The sequence below is a fragment of the Streptomyces sp. Ncost-T10-10d genome (assembly GCF_900091955.1).
Taxonomy (GTDB): domain Bacteria; phylum Actinomycetota; class Actinomycetes; order Streptomycetales; family Streptomycetaceae; genus Streptomyces.
On sequence record NZ_FMDF01000037.1, the window covers coordinates 1 to 21,130 of the forward strand.

Here is a 21,130-nt window from a genome sequence, read left to right on the forward strand (position 1 = left end):
AACGTAACAAAGCCCTACTAGGGCCTGACGGCTCCCCCGTCCGGCAGGTTGGATGCGGTCATGTCTTCGGTCAGACAGCCCTTGTTCAGGCTTTGCGGGCGAGCAGTTGAATCTCCTGGAACTGCCGTCGGTCGGTGGGCTGGGGCTCGCGAACCATCCGGGCCACCTCGGCCAACCCGGACTTGCGCAGCATCGCGGCGAGGTGATCAGGCCACCACCGATAGGCCGGCGCGACTGTGTGATCGAAGACCTGCGTCGGGTGTGACGGATCATCGCTTGCCGAAAAGCCGACCAGAAGGTGGCCGCCAGGTGCCAGCACACGATGGAACTCCGCAAGGATGATGGGGAGTTCCTTCGGTGGAGTGTGGATGATGGACCAACGTGAGAGTACGCCGCCCAGCACACCGTCAGCGATGTTCAACGCGGCCATCGAGCCCACGTCGAACCGCAGGTCCGGATAGGCCTGTCGAGCCAACTTGATCATCACAGGAGAGGCATCGACACCGAACGCCGCCAGCCCCAGCTCGTCCAGATAAGCGGTGACAGGGCCAGGCCCACACCCCAGGTCCGCGACCTGACCGTCTCCACTCGCACGTACGGCCTCGGCGAAGGCACCCAGGATCGCGCGGTCCAGGGGACTGTCGCGCAGCGTGTCACGGAACAGCCGCGCATAGGTGGGGGCAGCAGCGTCGTAGGCCTCGCGGGTGGCGCTGAGGGCATCATGTTCGACCATGCTCGCAACAGTAGTTCCTGGCGCTGAGGCGAGCCGAGAGATTCACGATCTTCCCTCCCGCCTGTTCGCCCGGGCTATCGCTGGTTCGGAGCAGGTCGGTGTAGAGCTTCGTCGTCAGCCGGCCGCTGCGGCCGCCGAGCAGGATCTGCCTGTTGGTCCAGGTCCTGACGCAGACGCCGTTCCTCCGTCAGGACCTCCCCGAGCTCCGTCACAGCCCGCTCCTACTCAACTCTGGCGAACTCCTCCTGCTCGGACAGCCAGTCGCGCCGCACATACGCGCGAACCGTGCCCCGCTCCACATCCGTACAGCCGTCCTCAAGTGCCGGCGGGAGGCTGCCAGTCGCGCCGGTCCCGTGACTCAGGTCGTGACGGACGAGCGCGTCGGCGCCATCGGACTGGAGCCAGCCACTGATTACGCTCACAAGCCGGGCAGCGGCTACGGTGCTCTTGTGATGATCAACGGGGAGGACACGGCATCCGGGACCGCGCTGTTGATCGCGGCAGCCCCGGCCGGCAAGGGCTGTCTCATCGACGCAACCAGCGTCCTGCCCACGCTCGCGGCGGTCCCGCCCAGCATCCTGACCGGCACGACGGCGGCCACCATCGTTGAACTCGCAGACCCGGCCGACCCGCAGACCGTCCTCACCCGCATTCGCGCCGCGGCCGCCGCACCCGGCCCACTCTCCCTCTACATCACCGGACAACTCCACCTCGACCACAAGCAGCGCCTGATCCACCTCGCACTCGCCCGGACCACGCCGACCACCCTGCGCTACACCGCACTGCCCTGGCACTGGCTGGCCAGCGAGCTCAAACTGCGCCGACCGGGCACCACCACCATCGTCACCGACATGGTCGCCGCCCCGGACGCCTGGCACCAGCTCCGTACCGAGGGTCTCGTTCTCGGCCATGGAATCCGCGTATACGGCCGGATCACCCCGCCGCCGCCCCGCCGCCGAATCGCAGAACCGGCCTACCTGAAGGCCCTCGCCACCACCTGGCGCAGCGGAATCAACCCGCCGCTCGCCCAGCTCCATGAGCAGGCCGCCGCCCAGGCCGGTTCCGCCGACGCACTGTTCCTCGCCATCGACAACACAGCCGCCCCCGCCCCTGCGGCCTCCGTCCAGGCGAACCGGTCACATCAGGAGCCTGCGCCTGTTCCGACGGGGCCTGCTCCGGTTCCGGAAAACACCGGGGCGGCCGAAGATGACCCGCTGCCCGCGATTTTTGCCGCCGCCCACGCCGGACGGCACAGCGAGGCCGCGTCGCTCGCAGCCATGTGGGAGGGGTGGGCTCTGCGCACCTACGGCGCGGGCTCCGCGCAGGCCACCCACTGGCTGGAGGTCCGGGCCGACCTCGCTCGCCTGGCCGACGATCCGGCCCGCAGCTGCGAGCTGTGGATGGCTGCCGCCGAAGCCCGCCTCGCCCGGCAGCAGCCCCCGGACGACCCCGTCGTAGAAGACGCCGTGGACCGCGCCCACCACCAGTGGCAGGAACTTCGCGACCCCCAACGGGCCCGGGAACTCGGCCCACCCCTGGTCTCATTGCGCCGCCACGTACCCGGCCGACGCTCCGGGGCCGTCGAAGCCGTCCAGCGCCGACTGGAACTGCTGCACACTCTGCCCCCGGTGGAGGCCCGACGTGCGGCATCCTGACAAGGGACAGATTCAGGCGCAGCAGAGACGGGCGCGTTCACCGTTCGTCTTCTCAGCGGGGCGCAGTTTCCTCGCGACTTGCGCGCCCATCCGGCTATCAGGTCATCCACGGTCAGGAGCGTGGCTGCGTCATCGCCCATGAGCAGGCCCGACTGTCCGGTGTCGATCGCAGCGTCGAAGTGGAGTGCGGCCACTGGCAGATCGCCGTTGTAAATCGGACCCAGCCTGCCCAGATGCACCATCAGGTCGCGGGCGTCATCGTGCAACCGCGGGTCGGCCAGGGCATAGGAGGCATCAAAGCCGTCCGGGCAGCGCACGGGGCAGAACATGGTCACGCGGGCCAAGACCGAGTCCCCGACGCGGCGACATGACCGAGAACCGCGGCCTCCGCCGTGTCCGAGCTGCTCCCGCACTCCTGAACCACCGCGGGCCGCGCCGGAAGTCGGCGGCCGCGGCCACTGAGCCGAGGGGAGAGGATGTCCCGCCTCGCCTGAAGGAAGAGCCGCTACGTACCGGTAGCGCCCCTCCCCGTGCAGAGGCGGTTCAGTCGGTGGTGGCGGCCATCCTGCCCCGAAGTGCGGCCGCCGCGCCGCAGCAGAGGCAGTGGCCGTCCAGGTCGCCGACGATGTCGATCAGTACGTCCGCCTCCCGTACGGCGTCCTCGACGGCGAATCGGACCCCTTCGCCGCCCGCAACCTCGACTCGTTCCTGCACGCGACCGCGCACCGTACCCGGAGGGCAGGGTGATCGTCGGCGGCGCCGGAGCGCGCGGCGGGGGTTCCATATGGTTCAGGGGTGTCGCAACGCGATGAGGTCGGTCCCATACGGATTCGTCAGATCGATGGTCTCCGGTTCGGGCACGATCCGGGCCCCCCGCCCGTATTGGAGGCACGTGGATTCGATGGCTGCCGGTGCTCCTTCGTTCCGAAGCCCCACCTGGACACCGGTCTTGTTGTTGTATTCGTCCATCAGCTCGGCGTTGCGGGTCCAGTCCGGGTTCGCCCTACCATCGTGTTCATGGGCTGCGGCCATCCGCTCCGCGAATCCCCGGTTGGCGCCTTCGGTCATCAGACCGTTCCAGATGCAGTGCCTCGCGGCGTCGATCCTGTTGTCGTCGGTTTCCGTCGCTTCAGGGAAGGCGTCCTTCGACAGGTTGTACGCCGGCCCCCGCGCGTTGCGAACCCGGTAGCAGTCGTAGGGCTCGTTCTCACACACGCTGCGCTGCTGGATTCCGGTGGACCACCACTTGTCGAGGGTGCCTCCTCGCGCCGCGATCGCGGGGAACTCGATCGGGAACGCAGTCGAGTTGCCGAGCTGCAGCCGCAGCCTGTTGCCCTCGAAGCTCGCCTGAACGGGCACGGCTGCTCCGGTGGAGTCGAACCCCAGGGGCAGCCCGACGCCCGCGACGACTGCTCCTGCCGAGTCGACGAGTTCCACCCGTTGCGGTGTCGCACGAAGGCTGTATCCGGCAGGTGCGCCGAACAGCAGGTCCAGTGACGCGGGTGCACTGTTGTCCAGTCGAACCAGTGACACCTCGAACGAGCCGTCGTCGGCGACGCGCTGGAACCGGGCGTTGAAGCCGGAACCGTTCAGAACGACGCCGTCGGGCACTGTTTCGGGCTGGAGGGGGCCGGCCGACGGTACGCCCAGCGACAACGAGACCCCTGAGGCGACGGGAACCGTCAAGCCGGAGCTGTAGATGCGGTCGTGCTGGAACTGCTGCTCCTGGATGTCGGCCTGGTGCGTGATGGGGTCGGCTGTCGGATAGCCGTACGCACTCGCCTCGAAGCCGGCGCGGGACCACTGGTCCAGTACGGAGGCGGTGACCGGATGCGCCCCCGTGTCGGGTGACCAGTAGACGACGCCGTGTTCGAACCTGTTCATGCGGCCCTGGCCGTCGGGCAGCCGGACTTCGTCGCTGGTCGGGTAACCGAGCCTGCCGCCTTCCCAGCCGGTTTCAGCCCACTTGTCACGGATCGCTCCGGTGACGTAGTAGGCCTCGTTGAGTCGCCAGTAGACGGTGCCGCCTTGGAAGTACTGGCGTCGGCCGATGTTGTCCGGGTTGACGATCTCGTCCGAGGTCGGATAGCCGAGCGGCCCGGCTTCCCAGCCGTTGCGCTGCCAGGCGGCGAAGAAGTGATTGACCACAGGGTGGGCGCCGCTGTCCGCCGCCCAGTAGATGGGTCCGTTCTGGAACACCGAACGTTTGCCGTGGCCATCAGGGTTGGTCAGTTCGTTCGATGTCGGGTACAGCAGGAAACTGTTCGGGCCACCGAGCTCGTTGTACTTGTCCCGGATCGCGCCGCACACTTCGTACGGTGCCGGCCAGTACACCTGGCAGTCAGCCGGAGCCGAGGACGCCGCATGCGGCCGCGCCTCGGTTCCCTGGGACTCGGCCAGCAGCGCGGCTTCCATCGCCTCGGCCTTGTCGGCCTGCTCCTTGGTGAAGCCCTTCGGGATCACTGCGCATTCGGAGCGCCTCTGCCCCGGCACGACGGACTTCTTCGGATTCTTCGTGGGTGCCCACCGAGCCGGTTTTGCCTTCCGACCGGGCGAGGCCGTTGCGCAGGGGTCGGCCGCGGGCGTTGGCCTGCTCGACGCCGGCGGAGACTGCGCGATCACCGCTGCCGGCGGCTGCGGAGTTACGGACGTCTGCGCGTGCGCCGTCCCGACCGAGGCGGCCAGCACCGACACCAAGGCCGTCGCCACCGCCGCACTCCTCACCGCCCACGTGCGGCTTGAAGGGGCTGACAACCCGCGATGCCGTTTCCGACGTAAACCCATCGAACTCTCCCTCTGCTGAACCCCGCCCCAGGGCCGCCTCGACATCGTTCCGTCACGTGGCCCGATCCGGTCGGAGTGTCGGTCGGTATGACGCAGCGAAGCTCCGGCAGGTGACGGAGTCCGCCTGAAGGTAGGTCACCTGAGGTCTCACCAGGAGGTCTCGCTGCTCGGTCAGTCTGTCACGGCAGTTCGACGCCCGGCCGTTGCCATCGTACGTTTTGTCCTGTTCGCGGCGCCCGGCACGGGAATGCTGCGGAGACCCGCCCATCTGGCTTCCTGCGAGGTCAGCAGACCTGCAGCACGCCCTCGTCCTCCATCACGTATGAGGAAGTCCAGACGCGTCGTCCGACACCCGCGTCGTGACGTCGACGGCGGCTGCCGGATCCAGGTGTAGGAGCCTTCCAGCAGCCGCAGGTGCCCGCAGCCGCGCTGCCGCTGGAACTCGCCGTCGCTCTGCAGCACGCCCTGCGTGGAGGACAATGCCGCAGTCCGAAACGGCATCGCCCGGCTGGAGGAGCTCACCCGAGGCGGCGACTACATCTACTACGTCAACATCGCCCACTTCATGGTCAGCCCCTCGCTCGACGGCGACTCACCGGCGCGGCGGATCGGCGGAGAACAGCCCACGCGGCAGCGGTGGCGGTCCCTGGCCACCACGTTCATGGGCTGAGGAAGACTCCTTCCTTGCTGCCCAGCAGGGCACTGGAGTGTCGGTCACTGGCACCCTCTTCCACCCTGGCCCCGATGTAGGGCCAGCCCGGGGACTGGAACAGGACCACGTCCATCGGATACCCGCCCTGGTCAGCTTCAGCCCGGGCGACCGTGTTCCGCTGCGGCCCGTCCACGGTGTCGATGCTGAACACGGCGCCGGTCACGACCCGCTCAGTGGCACGTTCCAGGGCCGCGACGCCCCGGAGTGCAGCCAGTGATTCGTCGGCGAGGAGGGCGGTGAGGCCCTCGGCCCGGCGGCGGCGCGACGCAGGTTCCGCTGCGGTCGCGGTCACGGCCGGCCACCCACGACTGCCCCCGAGCCGCGCCGGGCCCGGCGGCCGAATACCCGAACCGGTCAACCGTCCGCACCCGGCCCGGCTCTCCAGGTCGAATCCGGTGATCAAGTGAACGTGGCCTCCGCCGGGCTGGACGCCGGTGCAACTCGCGCCTCGCACCGGTGCCAGAACTATTCCGGAACCGGCACCTCACCGGATACTGCAATTCCTGCCTTGCGGAAGTCGTTCAGCGCGGCAGCTGTTGTGTGCGGGGCGACGCCGACCGAGTAGTCGAGACGTACCCGCGCGCGAAATCCTGCCGCGACGGCATCCAGCGCGGTCGCACGCACACAGTGATCCGTCGCGATGCCCACCACGTCGACGTCCTCGACCCCACGGGCGCGCAGCCAGTCCGCGAGGGAGGTTCCCTCCGCGTCCGCGCCTTCGAAGCCGCTCTTGGAGGCAGAATGGGCGCCCTTGAAGAAAACGGCATGCACCTTGCCGTCCGTGACGACGGGTGCGAAGTGGGGATGGAATTCAGCGCCTTCGTTCCCTGCCACACAGTGGACGGGGAAGCTGTCCTGGAAGTCCGGGGTCTCGGAGAAATGGCTGCCAGGATCGACATGATGGTCCCGGGTGGCCACAACGTACTGGTAATCACGGCCTGCGCTCCGGTCGACCAGATCGGCGATCGCCGAGGCGACCCGCGCGCCTCCCGCGACGGGAACGCTACCTCCTTCGCAGAAGTCGTTCTGCACATCCACCACGATCAGCCCTCGGCTCATCACGAACACCTTTCAGGATTGTGGAACACGGCCGGCTGCCGGCGCCGCTTCATCTCCGCCCACTCCCCCACGTACCGATGACGAGAGAGCACCGATTCCGCACACCAGGTTCTTGATCATTCCCTGGATGTAGCGGCCGCCGCCTGCCTCCTGGGCGGGGCGCGGCCTGCGGTCATCCGTACGGCCGACAAGGTTCACCGCAGGAACGATTCGCGGGGCACAGCTCAGCGCCTGCCCGGGAGTTGAGGCCGCGCAGGTAGATGCCCGATCCCGCCGAGGACACGATCAACCCGGCGAAGTATGACCGACCCGACCCTGCTCAATCAAAGACTCCACCGCCGCTGAGGAGAGGTCGTCTGCGCTGGTGCAGGCAATCTCCAGTTTCCGCACCCGGGTGACGGTCTGGCGGCCCATTGCCTCCTCCACCAGCGGCAGTTGACGCATGTGGGGGACTTCGGAAGACCTCGCGCAGCCGCTCGGCCTCCGCGTCAATGCCGCGCTGGCGGCCGGCTTTCTTCAGTAGCGCTCGCAACTCGACGCGGGTGAGCCTGGCGGCCTGCCCCGGAGTGGGGGCAGCCAGAATGACCAGGGCCGCGGCGACGCACAGCCCATGGCGAGTGCTGAAGGTTTCCAGGGCGGCGGGGAAGTATCCCTGCCTCGGGGAACAATGGCACAGCGGTTGGCGCCCGTAGAGGGGGCATGACCCAGATACGCGAGAAACCCGCCACGAGATGCTCTTGGAGTCCGGACGGCTCGGTTCTGTCTCCCGGGGAGAGGAGACCGGGTGCGAGTACTCGATGGTTGTCACCAGCGCCCGACCGTGGGTGGAGAGGTGGTGTAACCGGCCGGTTGCCGGCCTGGTCTGCCGCTTGGACCAAGGCCGATGCGGATTCCGTCGCCAGTTCACTCCACGCCGCACCTGCCGGTACCAGGACACCCCAGCGGCCGAGGGCCGGCAGGCTTTCGCGGGCGGGCGATCCCTGGCGCCCGAGCGCGCGGAGAGGATCGCGAACGCGATGGCCGGTCTCGCCAAATCCGGTGCAAGTCCGCTCCGCTTGGGGCCTGACGCCTGTCGAGCCGTCCGCGCCAGTCGGTTCGCCGGGCGCGAAGTCCACCGGGACGTCGCACGCCCGATGGCTGCCGCAGTCGCCGGGGGTCGAGACACACCCCTCTTCCCCGCCCCGGCGCCCGGCCGAGGCGGGGAAGGATCAGAGGCCCGCTTCTTCTTGCCGTGTGTCGAAGGCTTCGCGTGCGCGTGCGATGGCGGGCATGTTCGCCGAGGCCCACGCCAGGAGCACGTCGATGGGAGGCCGAAGGGTCTTGCCGAGCGGTGTGATCCGATACCTGACCGCCACCGGGCGGGTGGAGACGACCTCGCGCTCGATCACGCCGTTTCGTTCGAGTCGCCGAAGTGTCGCGGTCAGTGACTTCTGCGTGACCTGAGGGACGGCTCGGCGCAGTTCGTTGAAGCGGCACGGGCGTTCGCAGAGCTCGTTGAGGACGCTGAGCGACCACTTGTCGAGGATCTGGTCGAGCAGTTCGCGGTGCGGGGGGTCGATGCGGAGTTCGTCGTCGGTATCCATGGCGAAACCTGGTCTCGTTGAAGTGTCCTTCTTCCACTAGGTAGCTTACGGATACCTAGCTCGAAGGAGAAACAGCCATGACTGTTCAGCACTTCACGCCGGAAGGCATGCTGCAGCCGGTCCCGTACCACCACGTGGCCGTGGGCACCGGGACGAAGCATGTCCACGTCAGCGGGCAGGTTGCGCGCCGGGCCGACGGGACTCCGGTCGCGCCTGGCGATCTGGCCGGACAGGTCGCCCAGGCGCTGCGCAACACCTCCGTCGGACTGGCGGGCGCGGGCGCATCGTTCGCGGACGTGCTGCGCCTGACGTTCTACGTGACCCGGTGGAGCCCGGAGAAGATCGGCGACTTCATGGCCGGTGTGGAAGCCGTCGCCGACGAGATCGGGCTCTGGCTTCCCATGCCGCCGGCCTCCCTCATCGGTGTCGAGTACCTCTTCGAGCCGGACGTGCTCGTCGAGGTCGAAGCAACCGCGCTGCTCCGCTGATTCCTGAGGTGGATGCCTTCCGGCCTCGCCTTGACGCGGTCGCCTTGAAGGGGCGGCGGTGGTCGGCCCACCGTCGCCCACGGACCGGACCGGCCGGCATCGACAGCTCGATACGGTCCGGTATCGCATCGTTGATCACCGAGGTGGTGCCTTCAGAAGGTCAGATCCGGACCCGTGAGGACGGCGAGTGCCGTGCGTCGTCGTGGGGAGAGGCGCGATCAGTGGGTCCATGCCGCGCGGGCGCGGTCGTGCGAGGGCCGCTCGCCGGTGGTCAGGAAGCCGGTGACCGCGTCGTTCACGCACCGGTTCTTGCCATATGGGTAGACGTCGTGGCCGTCTCGGTCGGCCGTGATCACCGTGCGTCTTCCGAATGCCTGCCGCACCCGGTGGGCGGCAACCAGCGGCGTGCCGGGGTCGCGCTCGTTGTGCACCATGAGGACGTTCGACGGACCCCGGTCGCTGATGCGCACCTGCGGCTCGACCGGGTCGGTCGGCCGGTACGCGCACAAAATCCGCAGCAGCCAGCCGACCGGTCGCAGTGTCCTGGCCCGCACCGGCCCGTTCCCACTCACTGCCGAGTGGCGCTCTCCGGTGGCCACCACGGAAAACACACTTCGCCCGCACCGGCACGAGAAGGACACCCTCGAGCAGCCGGCGGACCATCGCACCGGCGGCGTGATCGGCAGCCTCGCTCACCTGATCCGGGCTGCGGTGATCACCGCGATCCTCGACGGCAGCAAACTCATCACCAAGTCCACCTTGAAATCCTTCCGCAACGATCACCACAACGAGTCCTCCGACCACACGTCGGCCCCTGAAGCCGGCCCACGATAGTTGACCTTCACCCTGGGGGAAGCCACAGCATCGGTGGGGCCGGGCGATGTGCTCGGCATGAGGAGGAGCGAGCATGGGGTTGCTGACCATCGGGACGTTCGCGAAGGCGTCCCACCTGTCACCGAAGGCACTGCGTCTCTACGACGAGCTCGGTCTGCTGGCCCCCGCTCGCGTCGACCCAGTGACCGGCTATCGCCTCTACGCACCAAAACAACTGGACCAGGCCCGACTGGTCGCCTGGCTCCGACGCCTGGGAATGCCCCTGGCCCGCATCCAGCACGTCTGCTCGCTGGAGGCGGGCCAGGCCGCACAGGAGATCCGCGCGTTCTGGACCCAGATCGAGGCCGACACCGCCGCACGGCGGGACCTGGCCACCTTCCTCATCGACCACCTGTCCTGGAAGGACCCTGCCATGACCCCGACCGCCAAGCCCCTCGGAATCCGTTACGCTGCCCTGTCCGACACGGGCCTTGCCCGCGAGAGCAACCAGGACACCGCCTACGCCGGAACCCGCCTGCTCGCCGTCGCCGACGGCTGCGGCAGCGGAGGAGCCCTCGCGAGCGCGGCCGCCGTCGACGCGCTCAAGCACCTCGAAACGGACACCATCCCGGCGGGCAATCTCCTGAACGTCCTCGAAGACGCCATCGAACAGGCCAAGCAGGCGGTGGACAGCGTCACCGCGAACGGCTCTTCGCCCGAGGCAGTCGGCACGACACTCACCGCGATGTTCTGGACCGGATCGCAGCTGGCCCTCGTCCACATCGGCGACTCCCGCGTCTATCTCCTGCGCGACGGAGAGCTGTTCCAGATCACTCACGACCACACCATGGTGCAGTCGATGGTCGACGAAGGCCGCCTCACCCCGGAGGAAGCCGCCTCCCATCCCCAGCGGTCGCTTTTGATACGAACCCTGGGTCAAGGAGCCGATGCCATCCCCGACATGCGCCTTCACGACGCCCAGCAGGGAGACCGATACCTGCTCTGCTCCGACGGTCTGTCGACCATCGTGCCGACCGAAGAAATCCAAAGTGTGCTCTCCGGGATCAGGGAGCCCGAGCAGGCCGTTCGCGAACTCATCGCCCTCGCCAACGGCTCCGGCGGCCCCGACAACGTCAGCTGCGTGGTCGCCGACGTCATGGAGGAGCAGTAGGAGCGAGCGGCATGCACTTCGAGTTGCACCAGATCCGCTCTCGGGAACTCATCCGTGAAGTCGACGAATGCCGACTCGCTCGACAAGTCACGAGAGCCAAGTCGGCTCCCCGAGCCATGGCAGCCAGCACATCGCGACCGACTCCACGGCGCCTGCCGGCTTGGCCCCGCGGGTAAACGACCGCGCTGCCTACGGTTGTCCGGGACTCCAACCGCCGGCCTGTCCCGCACAACCGTAGGCACCGCAGGTCAGGGCCTCACCCTGCCCACAGCTATCCGGGGCAGGACGGCCGCATCGCGCCGTCGATCAGGGGTCAACAGGCCCGACTCACGCAGTCGCGGAAGGCAGTACGCGTTGCAGCACCCCTGGGTGCGCGGCGGTATGGGCGCAGTGCACTTGTTCTCCGGAGCGCCTCGTGGGAGTCGCCGCGAAAGAGCCGGTGCCACCCGTCGGTCGAGTGCCGTCCGTGCGGGCCATGCGCAGAGAGCTGGGTGCTGTCGAGCACGCTGACCGGAATCGACTCCTCAGGCCGTCGGCCGCGCCGGGCGGGGCGAGGACCCTGGCGGCGAACGCCCCGTACTGGAATCCGGGCCGGCCGGAGGGGTGGCTGCGGTACTGCGCCTGCGTCCGGGAGCTCCTGGCCGAGGAGACCGTCCTCGCGCATGTGGAGTCCGGCGTCAGGCCGGTGTGTAGCCGCGTTCCTGGACCACGTCACGGGCAAGCCGGATGAAGGCGCGTGCGGCGGCGCTCTCGTAGGCGCTGTCTCTGCGCAGCAAAGTGGCGACGCGGGTGGGCAGCGGAGGGTCGATGGCAATGGGGGTGAGATGGGGGTGGTCGTCGGTGATGGCGTCGGGAAGCACGGTGGCCAGCAGGCCGGTGCGCCGCACGATCTCGGTAAGAGCCTGGATGCTGTTGGCTTCCACAGCGATCGGCGGGCTGATGTGATGCTTGGCGAAGTAGTTGTCGATGTGGCTTCGGGTGACGAAGTCGCTGCTGAGGAGGGCAAGTTGCTGCCCGGCAAGGTCGCTCACCGGCAACGGCTGCTCGCTGTGCGTATCGGGACGACTCGTGGTGACTACAAGGCTGAGGGTCTCGGTGAAGAGCGTGGTTGCGACGATTCCGGGCAGATGGGTTCCCTCGAATGCGATGCCGAGGTCCAGTTCGTCGGCCAGAAGTCCGGCTTCGATGCGGTCCTGTGTCAACTCCCGTACCTCCAGCGTGACGCCGGGGTGGCGGGTGTGAAGCTCCTGCGCGAGAGGCCCGATGAGATAGGCGGTGAAGGTCGGTGTCATCGCCAGGCGCAGATGCCCGCGGGAGAGGTCAGCCACGTCGAGGACAGCACGGTCGGCCGCTGCCAGCTCCCGGAGGGCGCGCTGCGCATAGCGCACGTAGACCTCGCCCGCGTCGGTCGGGCGGACGTTGCGGCCACTGCGGTCGAGCAGTTGAACGCCGACAACTTTCTCCAGTTGCTTGATCTGTTGCGACAGCGTCGGCTGGGAGATGCACAGTTCGTCGGCGGCGCGCGTGAAATTGCCGTGTTCGGCCACCGCGATCAGATAGCGGAGGTGGCGTAGTTCCGGACCCATGCTTGGAGTATAGAGCGGGACAATCGCCACTCCCACTAATGCATTCCTTCGCCTATGGGCATCTGTCTCGGGAGAGCCCCGGTGTCCGTTGCCCCGTCAAGAAGGTCTTCGACGAGCGGCGGCCCGACAGCGAACCGAGAATTCGGACCGTCTTCGGCGCGTTGGCTGCGATGTCCACCATCGTCCCGGTCATCGTGGACCGGCCCGGGCACGGGCGGAACCGATGGACATGGGGGCCGGTCCGTTTGATCTGCCGCGCTGCTCATGCGCCCTACAGCGGGTGATGACGGTTCCGGCTGCGTTGCCGCGCGACAACGCAGCCGGAGCCCAGGCGTTTCGGCTCCGCCCACGGCAACCTGGGCCCGTCTCCTCGCCGAACCTGCGCCGACCGGTTCGGCGAGACGGATCACCTGATACTCAGGAGCAAGCCGGTGAGCCGCGGGCCGACGCACCCGGCAACGCGGCAATGCCGACCCGGCTGCCAAGCGGTCCCGGCTTCAGTCCTTTTCCACGTCGGTCGAGGTCAGCGACGCATAGCGCCGGGGATCATCCCGGCGGATACGCAGCGCAACATACAGACCGGCCAGAAGGACCAGGGGCAGCGGCGCCAAGAGCACGACATTCACGAGGCCTGTCTCACCGGTCAGCAGATCGAAGTGGAGAACAGCCAGGACGGTCAGCAGGGCGAGTCCGGCGAACGAGACAAGCGGTGCCCAGACCACGCGGGCCGCGGACATGCCGCGCCGGTCGTGGCGGAAGAAGGCCCAGACCGCAAGTGCGGCCATGGCCTGCATGAGCATGATGCCCAGGACTGCGGTGCTGTTGGTCCACAGGAAGACCACGGTATAAGGGTCGACGGCCAGTACGGCGCCTCCCAGGACGACCAGCAGGTTGAAGGCGGTCTGGGCAATCACCGCCCCACCTGGGGATCCGTGCCGCGCAGAGATCTTGCCGAGGTGTCCGGGCAGGAGTCCTTCACGGCCGAGCGCGTAGAGGTAGCGGGCGGCGGCATTGTGGAAGGCGAGGGTCGCGGCGAAGGCGCTGACGATGATGAGCGCGTGCATGGTGTCGGCCAGCCGTGCACCGACGTACAACTCCCCCGCCTTGAAGGTGAGATCGGGGCCGGCTGCGGCACGGGCCATCGCCACGGCCTTGTCCGTGCCGAAGGCACCCATGATCAGCCAGACTCCCGCGGCGTAGAAGAGGGCGAGGAAGCCGATGGCGATGAAGGTGGCGCGGGGGACCGTGCGGCGTGGTTCGCGGGCTTCCTCGGCGTAGATCGCGGTCGCTTCGAAGCCGGTGAAGGCTCCGATGACCAGCACGAACATGCCCGCGATTCCGCCGCCGGCGAGTGTGGTGGGGTCGAAGGAGCCCAGGTCGAGAGCAGCAGTGCCACGCTCGCCCAGAATGCCGCCGTCCAGGACGAGCAGGGAAAGCACCTCGAGCACCAGGGCGATACCGAGGACCTTGGCACTGAGTGTGACCCTGAGCCAGCCCAGAACTCCCACGGCGACGACGCAGACGGCGGAGAGCAGCCACCAGGGGACGTCCGTTCCGGTGGCGTCGTGTATCGCTCCGGCGGCGAAGTAGCCGAAGGCGGCGGCGACTCCGGGGGTGATGAGGTTGTAGGAGGTGACGGCCACGTAGGCGATGCCGACACCGAGGGTGCGGCCGAGACCGCGGGCGACGTAGGCGTAGAAGGCGCCGGCGTTGCGTACGTACAGACTCATTGCGGTGAATCCGGCGGCGAAGAGCACCAGGAGCGCGCCGGAGACCAGGTAGGCGAGCGGGGCTCCTGGCCCGCCGAGGCCAATGGCGAAAGGGGCCACTCCCGCCAGCACAGTGAGCGGTGCCGCGGCCGCGACGACGAAGAAGACCATGTCGAAGGTGCCGATCTGGCCGGCGGCAAGGCGTGTGCCGGCGGTGTCGTCCGGACCGGCGGAGGCCGGTGTGCCCGTGTCGGACGGGCTCGTGACGGCCGTCGGGCGCGGTTGGGCGCTCATCGCTCTCCTCTCAGGTCGGGGGAACCGCCGGCCGGGAAGGCGGGGTGAGTTGCTGGGCCGACGATCCTGCCGCCGTGAAGCACCAGCAGGCGCTGCGGGTGGGCGGCCACGGCTTCCGGTACGCCGCCCGCTGCGATCACGACCAGGTCGGCACGGTTACCCGGTGCCAGGCCGTAGTCGCTCAAGCCCAGTGCGGCGGCGGCTTCGTCGGTGGCCAGCGAGGCGGCGTACCGCAGTTCGTCATCGGTCATCAGGCCGCCCTGGAGGCCGATGATGGTGGCGCGTTCGAGCATGTCGGCGGTGCCGTAGGGCCACCAGGAATCGCGGATGTTGTCCGATCCGGCGAAGACCCGCACACCGTGGTCACGCAGGCGCAGTACAGGCGGCATGGAGTGGCGAGGCCCATTGGTCATGATCGCGACTCCTGCCGCGGCCAACGCAGCAGCTGTGCGGTCGAGCTCGGCGGTGTCGACGTCACCGAGCGCGTAGGCATGGCTCACGGTGACGGCGCCTTCCAGCCCGAGGGCGGCCGTTCGCTCGGCGACGGCGCGCAGTTGGAAGGTGCCGGTCTCGCCGCCGTCGTGCAGGTGAATGTCGATGCCCGTGCCGTGGCGCTCCGCCAGACCGAAGACGATGTCCAGCTGGCCGTCGACGTCCCCGTCGAAGCCTGCCGGATCGAGCCCGCCGATCAGGTCGGCACCCTCGGCGAGAGCGGCATCGAGCAGATCGGCGACGCCCGGCGCGGTCACCACTCCACTCTGGGGGAAGGCGACCAGCTGAATGCCGAGCCGGTCCCGGAACTGCTCGCGTACACCGAGGAGTTGGTGCAGTCCGTCCAGCCGGACGTCAAGGTCGATGTCGACGTGCGAGCGGACGTGGCCGGTGCCGAGCGTCACCATACGCTCGGCCAGGGCGGTGGCGCGTTCGGCGACCGGGATGCCTGTCTCCTTGCGCAGGGCCCGTTCATTGGCGATCTGCTCACGCAGGGTGGCCGTGGCCCGGTGCGGCTGCCAGGGGGCACCGAGCAGGGTCTTGTCCAGGTGGGCGTGCCCGTCGACCAGAGCGGGCAGCAGCAGAGCCCCGTCGAGGCGGACCGCTCCGGCGTCGTGCCCCGCGCGGGAGTCCTGGGGGTCCGCCCGGTGGTCCTCGACGGCCGTGATACGGCCGTCGCCCAGGAAGACGTCCACCCGGCGGCCGTCGGCCAGGGTGGCGTCCACGAGGACGGTCGGCGCGGGTGGGGCCGGCTGGGTGTCGGCGTGCAGCGACACGGTGTTCCTCCAACTGTTCGTGCGTTTCGCGCCCCGCCTCACCACCGGCCGTGGCCGGAAAGATGCTGGTGGGCGACTGGCATCGATAAGCTAGCTGGTATACCGAATACCAAGCAATGGTTGCCGGGAATCGGTTTTCCCGTTCTGCGATGATCAGAAGTACTCGGGCCCTCCCCTCGGTCCCGCCCACCCCGGATGGAGCCGAACCCATGACCACCCGCCGCCCTGACCGTCGCGCCTCGATCGGCGACACCCACCAGTCCCTGCGGGACCGGGTGTATGTGGAGCTGCGCGAGCGGATCATCGAGGGCGAGTACCCGCCGGGGCATCGCCTGGTGGAGCGGGAACTCGCCGAGGAGCTCGGGGTGTCCCGGATCCCGCTGCGGGAGGCGATGCAGCAGCTGGAGTCGGAGGGATTCCTCGTCACGCAACCCCGGCGCGGCTCGTTGGTCGCCGGCTTCGGGACGGACGACGCCGAGCACCTCTTCGACGTACGCGAAAAACTGGAGGGCCTCGCGGCCGGACTGGCCGCCCGCCGCGCCACCGACGCACAGCTGCGAAACATGGAGCGTCTGTTGCTCCTCAGCCGCAAAGCCGCCGAAGCGGGTCGACTGCGCGAGGTGGTCACCCACAACGCCGACTTCCACCAGCAGATCGTCGAAGCCTCCGGCAACCCTCTGCTGCAGGACCTGATGAGCCCCCTCGACTCGCGCTTGCGGCGCCTGTTCCGCCTCACCTCCGCCCTGAAGGACGGCAACCCGATGTGCGGTGAACACGAGCGGCTCCACGAAGCCATCCGCGATCACGACGAGGTGAAGGCCGAAGAGCTGGCCCGCGCCCACGTGGCGGGCACGCGCGCTTCCGCGATGCGCTATCTGGCTGCCGGCACCACCGAGAACCAGGACAGTTCGACGCCGTCCTGACCCTCGCCCTCTGCGGCAGGGAAGCCGGCGCACTCGCGGTCGTCCACGCCGCGGTCAGCCGGGCACCGCCGTCACGCCTGCGTGCCGCCATGCGGTTCCCGCGCCACTCCTGCCGCATTGCTTCGCGCGACGGCCAGGAAGGGCTGTCCGCCACGGAGTGGCAGCACATGCCGAGGGCTTCGCGGTTCGAGCCGACCTCACCCCCGGGCGACCCGGCACCCGACGACCGATCTCCTTGAGACCATCCTGCGGCGAACTATAGATCTGATCAATAGAAGTTATGGATATCAAGACTTGGACACTATAGGTACTGCTCATGCATGGTGGACTTCGTCAGCCCGTCGGGCCGGCAACCACCGAAGGGAGTGACTGTGCACGACCTCACAGACGGCCCCGCGCGTTTCCGCCGCGATGTTTTTCCTGCCAAGGCGGGGCTGTTCGCCAGTCTGGCCATGACACACCAGCCGAAGACGCTGTTCATCGGCTGTTCCGACGCCCGGGTCGTCCCCGAGCTGATCATGCAGAGCGAACCAGGCGAATTGTTCGTCGTCCGAACCGCGGGAAATCTGGTCCCGGCCTACGCCTCGGGACCGGACGGTGTCTCAGCAAGCATCGAGTACGCCGTTGCCGTACTGGGCGTGAACGACATCGTCGTCTGCGGTCACTCCGCGTGCGGAGCCATGACCGCCCTCGCCGAAGAGCACGACCTCAGCGCCACGCCGGTGATCTCCGGCTGGCTGCGGCACGCGGACGCCGCGACCGCCCGCGTCGCTGCCGTCCCCGCCGCGCCGGGCACGCCCGACGTCGCCGCCCTGGTACGGGCCAACGTCCTCGCGCAGTTGCAGAACCTGGCCACCCACCCGTCGGTGGCTCGCGCCGTGGCCGCCCGGACACTCACCCTGCGCGGCTGGATATTCGACATCGCAACCGGAGCCATCGAGACGATCGATGAGGCCGCGGCCGCGGCATGACCCACCACCCCACCGAACTCGCCGGCCGCTCCTCAAGGCCGGTACCGCAGAAAGGAATTCCTCTCATGGCACACGCCCAGTTCGACCCCACCGCCCGCCAGATCCTCGCCGCCACAGCCGTCGAGGCCAAGACCCGCAAGGACCTGACCTGGCAGCAGATCGCCGATGCCGCAGGCCTGTCGGTCGCCTTCGTCACCGCGGCAGTGCTCGGCCAGCACGCTCTGCCGGAGCAGGCCGCCCATGCCGTCGCGGAGCTGCTGGGCCTGGATGCCGACGCGGTGTTGCTGCTGCAGACGATCCCGACCCGTGGATCGATCCCGGGCGGAGTTCCGACCGACCCGACCATCTACCGGTTCTACGAGATGCTCCAGGTCTACGGCACCACTCTCAAGGCTCTTGTCCACGAGCAGTTCGGGGACGGCATCATCAGCGCGATCAACTTCAAGCTGGATGTGAAGAAGGTCGCCGATCCGGAGGGCGGCGAGCGCGCCGTCATCACACTCGACGGCAAGTACCTCCCGACCAAACCCTTCTGACTGTCCGCCCATTGGCCGTGGCGGGCCGGAGCCAAGCGCGACACGGTTCTCTCCAGCCCGCCCCCTCTCTTCCCCCGGGACACCGCCTGCCCACCAGGCGTCCCCTTTCCACCGGAGGCCTCCGCATGGACTTCGCCCAGCGCACCATCGACATCGCCCGCCAGAACGTCGAAGAGGGCGGGCGCCCCTTCGCCACCGTCATCGTCAAGGACGGCGAGATCCTCGCCGAAAGCCCCAACAAGGTCGCCCAGACGTCCGACCCCACCGCACACGCGGAGATCCTCGCCATCCGCGAGGCCTGCCGAATGCTCGGCACGGAGCACCTGGTCGGCGCCACCATCTATGTGCTCGCCCACCCCTGCCCCATGTGCCTGGGTTCGCTGTACTACTGCTCCCCCGACGAGGTCGTCTTCCTCACCACCCGCGATGCCTACGAGCCGCACTACGTGGACGACCGCAAGTACTTCGAACTCGACACCCTCTACGGCGAGTTCGCCAAGGACTACACCGAGCGCCGCCTGCCGATGCGCCACGAGCCGCGGGACGCGGCCGTCGAGGTCTACCGGCTGTGGCAGAAGCACAACGGCGGCAATCGGCGCGCCCCCGGGGCACCGACCGCCGCGTAGTACATGACGGGCCGCAGGATCACCGTGTGGCACCCGGCCGCGCACGCGGGAGCAGCGCATGAATGCACCCACCGGCGCGCCGGTGGCAGCCGCTGTCCGCGTCGAGGCCCCTCGTTGGTGCCTTCGATGATGAGTTCGCGGAGGAACGCCGCCGACGCGCCGAACAGGCGGAGGACCAGCCGTCCGCCTGCGTTACTGGTCTCCAGCGAATCGTCCAGGGACCCGAAGCCGACGCCGCGTTCGAGGAGGTCGGTGGCGATGGAGATCAAGTCCTGCAACCGGTGTTGCAGTTGGCGGGGCGCCCGGCGATCGGTTCGACGGGCCGGTCCGCCACCGGCGCGGGGCCGGGGTGTGGCCCGCCACCGTTCGCGCATCGGCTCAACGTTGCAAGGGATGGACGTTCGGCCGATCAGGCAGCGGCCCCGGGCACCAGCCCCTGCTCGAAGCCCTGACGCCACGACGGATGGCGCAGCTCCCGGCCGGGCTCCCGCTCGGGCTTGGCGTTGGAGAAGCCGCGCCCCCTCGGTCGTCATCGTCACCACCACCTCCCCGGCCAGCAGCCGGGTCGGCCGCTTGGGGACGCGTATCGGCGGCTTCGCCCCCGCGCAGGCCGCCACATGCAGGTGATCCGTCCCTCGGTGCGCAGCCGGATGGTGAGGACGACCACCGGTCGAAGTGCTTCAGGTCCGGCTTGCCGGCGTGCGCCATGGACATCCCGGTCATCCGATGCACGACCGCGTCCGGCAGGGCGGCAGCCACTGCCTCGCCGACGGGCACCGCGTCCAGTCCGTCCGTCGCCACGCCGTCCGCGCCCAGTTGCTACCGGCCATGCTTGGCCGCGCTCGTCGTCGTGGCCGTCACCTGGTGGACACGAGTCACGAGCTGCGGCACCAGCCGCCGCCCCAGCGCCGGATGACCGGGCACCGGCTCGACATCGGCCTCGCGGGGGCGGCAGCGGGCGGTCCTTGACCCGACGGCTCGACAGCGCGGGCAGCGGGAGGCACCGCCTTGAGAACGCGGCATGAGGTGAGCGATCCGGCCGGTCGGGCACCCGGCGTGTGAGCACGCCGGGCACCCGACCAGCCCGTCGGTGCTGGGGACGTGTCAGATGGCGAGCGTCCGCTTGAGCCAGTCGTTGATGATCGGCATGACCTCGGGCAGCTTGGTGATGGCGCAGTGGCCGGTGCCGGGGATGAGGTCGACGCGGGTGTCGCGGCGGCCCTGGAAGACCAGGGTGTCGTGCTGGGGCACGTGGACGTCGTCGGCTCCGTTGATCACGAGCATGGGGGCGTTGGTGTCCTGGTCGAGCAGGTGACGCAGGTTGAACTTCGCGAATTCCGCGGACTGCTCTTCGGGGCTGGGGAGTTCGTTGAAGCCGAGGGCGTTGCCGACGATGCCCTCCATGCCGAAGGCGAAGGTGCGCCCGGGGGCGAAGGCGGCTTCGACGGGGCCGCCGACGTTGATGGCGGCGTCGACCGCGCCGGTGAGGCCGGTGCGGGCGGAGTAGTAGCCGCCCATGGACAGGCCGAAGTGCACGACCTGCCCGTTGCCCGTCCTGCGGGCCTCGGTGATGAGGCCCTCGATGATTTCGGTGCCGCCGTCGTGGGTCATGGGGATGTGGCTGGTCTCTCCGGTACCGGCCAGGTCGAAGGCGATGATGCGGGTACGGGTCTGCAGGGCGAGGCCGACGAGCAGGGAGTGCAGGTCCATCTTCCAGCTGTCCACGCCGCCGCTGGCGAGGGTGACGGGAGCGTCGGCGGGCAGGTCCGGCGCGGCCAGGATGTGTACCGGGACCTGGGTCGAGCCGCCCTGGTGCGGGAGCGTCAGGATGCGGCGTGAGAAGTCGACGGGGAAGCCGGCTGCGGCGAGCTGGTACTCCTCGGCCTGGCGGGCCAGGGCCATGCGCTTGGGCTCGTTGGCCAGGGTGGGGAACTTGGCGTAGCCGTAGGCGAGCACCGCCAGGTCGTGCCGACCGTCGGCGGCGTATCGGTCGGCGAGCTGCGACCACTCGTGAACCCAGCCGCCCGGGGCATCGGGCCACATCTCGGTGATGGCGGCGCGGACGGCGTCGACATCGGGGGCGGGCAGTCCGAAGGCGACCATCTGCGGGTAGCGCTCGACGAACAGGTCGCGCGGGTCCTGGGGCCATACGAAGGACATGTCGGTCTCCTTTCACGTCACCACCGGGCGACGCCAAAAGCAGGAAAACTTGCTTCAAG

General features: G+C 68.6%; 22 protein-coding genes and 1 pseudogene. 10 read left to right on the forward strand and 13 right to left on the reverse strand.

Annotated elements, in window-relative coordinates; genetic code table 11:
- Nucleotides 1-85: 85 nt before the first annotated feature.
- Nucleotides 86-733 carry a class I SAM-dependent methyltransferase gene (locus GA0115254_RS04095; RefSeq protein ID WP_093893893.1) on the reverse strand — a complete coding sequence of 216 codons (648 nt, stop codon included), beginning with the start codon at nucleotides 731-733 and terminating at the stop codon, nucleotides 86-88.
- A 365-nt stretch (nucleotides 734-1,098) separates the two neighbouring features.
- On the opposite strand from GA0115254_RS04095, the gene GA0115254_RS04100 reads away from it, so the two are divergent.
- Nucleotides 1,099-2,388, forward strand: coding sequence for a hypothetical protein (locus GA0115254_RS04100; RefSeq protein WP_370740821.1), 1,290 nt, complete (start codon nucleotides 1,099-1,101; stop codon nucleotides 2,386-2,388).
- Nucleotides 2,389-2,931: 543 nt separating this feature from the next.
- Here the strand turns inward: GA0115254_RS04100 and GA0115254_RS44190 are convergent.
- Nucleotides 2,932-3,102: a hypothetical protein gene (locus GA0115254_RS44190; RefSeq protein ID WP_176739977.1), complete on the reverse strand. Its 171-nt coding sequence runs from the start codon at nucleotides 3,100-3,102 to the stop codon at nucleotides 2,932-2,934.
- A 75-nt stretch (nucleotides 3,103-3,177) separates the two neighbouring features.
- Nucleotides 3,178-5,217, reverse strand: coding sequence for a DUF6973 domain-containing protein (locus GA0115254_RS45170; protein ID WP_141720764.1), 2,040 nt, complete (start codon nucleotides 5,215-5,217; stop codon nucleotides 3,178-3,180).
- Nucleotides 5,218-5,641: 424 nt separating this feature from the next.
- Between GA0115254_RS45170 and GA0115254_RS04115 the strand changes: the two genes are divergently transcribed.
- The gene (locus tag GA0115254_RS04115) at nucleotides 5,642-5,842 is read left to right on the forward strand and encodes a hypothetical protein (protein WP_093893896.1); all 201 of its coding nucleotides are present in this window, start codon (nucleotides 5,642-5,644) and stop codon (nucleotides 5,840-5,842) included.
- On the opposite strand, the gene GA0115254_RS04120 is transcribed toward GA0115254_RS04115, so the two are convergent.
- From GA0115254_RS04120 to GA0115254_RS04135, 3 genes are all read right to left on the reverse strand, one after another.
- Complete coding sequence (locus GA0115254_RS04120) at nucleotides 5,832-6,176, reverse strand: hypothetical protein (RefSeq protein ID WP_093893897.1); 345 nt, start codon at nucleotides 6,174-6,176, stop codon at nucleotides 5,832-5,834. The two genes, GA0115254_RS04115 and GA0115254_RS04120, sit on opposite strands and share 11 nt — an antisense overlap.
- A 173-nt stretch (nucleotides 6,177-6,349) precedes the next feature.
- The gene (locus GA0115254_RS04125; protein ID WP_093893898.1) at nucleotides 6,350-6,943 is read right to left on the reverse strand and encodes an isochorismatase family protein; all 594 of its coding nucleotides are present in this window, start codon (nucleotides 6,941-6,943) and stop codon (nucleotides 6,350-6,352) included.
- A gap of 1,208 nt (nucleotides 6,944-8,151) precedes the next feature.
- Complete coding sequence (locus GA0115254_RS04135) at nucleotides 8,152-8,526, reverse strand: winged helix-turn-helix transcriptional regulator (RefSeq protein ID WP_093893899.1); 375 nt, start codon at nucleotides 8,524-8,526, stop codon at nucleotides 8,152-8,154.
- Nucleotides 8,527-8,603: 77 nt separating this feature from the next.
- On the opposite strand from GA0115254_RS04135, the gene GA0115254_RS04140 reads away from it, so the two are divergent.
- Nucleotides 8,604-9,014 carry a RidA family protein gene (locus GA0115254_RS04140; protein ID WP_093893900.1) on the forward strand — a complete coding sequence of 137 codons (411 nt, stop codon included), beginning with the start codon at nucleotides 8,604-8,606 and terminating at the stop codon, nucleotides 9,012-9,014.
- 34 nt (nucleotides 9,015-9,048) lie between these two features.
- Here GA0115254_RS04140 and GA0115254_RS45585 read toward each other — a convergent pair.
- Nucleotides 9,049-9,153, reverse strand: a pseudogene (locus GA0115254_RS45585) (IS5/IS1182 family transposase); the annotation flags it as partial.
- Between the two features lie 79 nt (nucleotides 9,154-9,232).
- A complete protein-coding gene (locus GA0115254_RS04145) occupies nucleotides 9,233-9,568 on the reverse strand; it encodes an alpha/beta hydrolase (RefSeq protein ID WP_370740822.1) in 336 nt (111 codons plus the stop codon).
- 37 nt (nucleotides 9,569-9,605) lie between these two features.
- Between GA0115254_RS04145 and GA0115254_RS44205 the strand changes: the two genes are divergently transcribed.
- Nucleotides 9,606-9,848, forward strand: a complete 243-nt coding sequence (locus GA0115254_RS44205) for a hypothetical protein (RefSeq protein WP_176739976.1) — start codon at nucleotides 9,606-9,608, stop codon at nucleotides 9,846-9,848.
- Between the two features lie 73 nt (nucleotides 9,849-9,921).
- Nucleotides 9,922-10,998 (forward strand): protein phosphatase 2C domain-containing protein, encoded by a 1,077-nt coding sequence (locus GA0115254_RS04150; RefSeq protein WP_093893902.1) that lies wholly within the window; start codon nucleotides 9,922-9,924, stop codon nucleotides 10,996-10,998.
- A 677-nt stretch (nucleotides 10,999-11,675) separates the two neighbouring features.
- On the opposite strand, the gene cynR is transcribed toward GA0115254_RS04150, so the two are convergent.
- The 3 genes from cynR to GA0115254_RS04165 form a co-directional block, all read right to left on the reverse strand.
- The gene (gene cynR / locus GA0115254_RS04155; RefSeq protein ID WP_093893903.1) at nucleotides 11,676-12,584 is read right to left on the reverse strand and encodes a transcriptional regulator CynR; all 909 of its coding nucleotides are present in this window, start codon (nucleotides 12,582-12,584) and stop codon (nucleotides 11,676-11,678) included.
- Between the two features lie 497 nt (nucleotides 12,585-13,081).
- Entirely contained in the window at nucleotides 13,082-14,587 is a 1,506-nt protein-coding gene (locus tag GA0115254_RS04160; RefSeq protein ID WP_093893904.1) for an APC family permease, read from the reverse strand.
- Entirely contained in the window at nucleotides 14,584-15,855 is a 1,272-nt protein-coding gene (locus tag GA0115254_RS04165; RefSeq protein ID WP_093893905.1) for an amidohydrolase family protein, read from the reverse strand. Before GA0115254_RS04165 ends, GA0115254_RS04160 begins: the two co-directional genes overlap by 4 nt.
- Before the next feature lie 209 nt (nucleotides 15,856-16,064).
- Between GA0115254_RS04165 and GA0115254_RS04170 the strand changes: the two genes are divergently transcribed.
- The 4 genes from GA0115254_RS04170 (at nucleotide 16,065) to GA0115254_RS04185 (ending at nucleotide 18,911) form a co-directional block, all read left to right on the forward strand.
- Nucleotides 16,065-16,778 carry a GntR family transcriptional regulator gene (locus tag GA0115254_RS04170; protein ID WP_093893906.1) on the forward strand — a complete coding sequence of 238 codons (714 nt, stop codon included), beginning with the start codon at nucleotides 16,065-16,067 and terminating at the stop codon, nucleotides 16,776-16,778.
- Between the two features lie 371 nt (nucleotides 16,779-17,149).
- Nucleotides 17,150-17,749, forward strand: coding sequence for a carbonic anhydrase (locus tag GA0115254_RS04175; RefSeq protein WP_093893917.1), 600 nt, complete (start codon nucleotides 17,150-17,152; stop codon nucleotides 17,747-17,749).
- Nucleotides 17,750-17,814: 65 nt separating this feature from the next.
- Nucleotides 17,815-18,285 (forward strand): cyanase, encoded by a 471-nt coding sequence (gene cynS / locus GA0115254_RS04180; protein WP_093893907.1) that lies wholly within the window; start codon nucleotides 17,815-17,817, stop codon nucleotides 18,283-18,285.
- Nucleotides 18,286-18,410: 125 nt separating this feature from the next.
- The gene (locus tag GA0115254_RS04185) at nucleotides 18,411-18,911 is read left to right on the forward strand and encodes a nucleoside deaminase (protein WP_093893908.1); all 501 of its coding nucleotides are present in this window, start codon (nucleotides 18,411-18,413) and stop codon (nucleotides 18,909-18,911) included.
- On the opposite strand, the gene GA0115254_RS47390 is transcribed toward GA0115254_RS04185, so the two are convergent.
- Entirely contained in the window at nucleotides 18,845-19,444 is a 600-nt protein-coding gene (locus GA0115254_RS47390; RefSeq protein WP_370740823.1) for a recombinase family protein, read from the reverse strand. The two genes, GA0115254_RS04185 and GA0115254_RS47390, sit on opposite strands and share 67 nt — an antisense overlap.
- Before the next feature lie 193 nt (nucleotides 19,445-19,637).
- On the opposite strand from GA0115254_RS47390, the gene GA0115254_RS44210 reads away from it, so the two are divergent.
- Entirely contained in the window at nucleotides 19,638-19,880 is a 243-nt protein-coding gene (locus GA0115254_RS44210) for a hypothetical protein (protein ID WP_176739978.1), read from the forward strand.
- Nucleotides 19,881-20,015: 135 nt separating this feature from the next.
- Here the strand turns inward: GA0115254_RS44210 and GA0115254_RS04200 are convergent, their stop codons facing one another.
- Nucleotides 20,016-21,071: an alpha/beta hydrolase gene (locus GA0115254_RS04200; protein WP_093893910.1), complete on the reverse strand. Its 1,056-nt coding sequence runs from the start codon at nucleotides 21,069-21,071 to the stop codon at nucleotides 20,016-20,018.
- Between the last annotated feature and the right edge of the window lie 59 nt (nucleotides 21,072-21,130).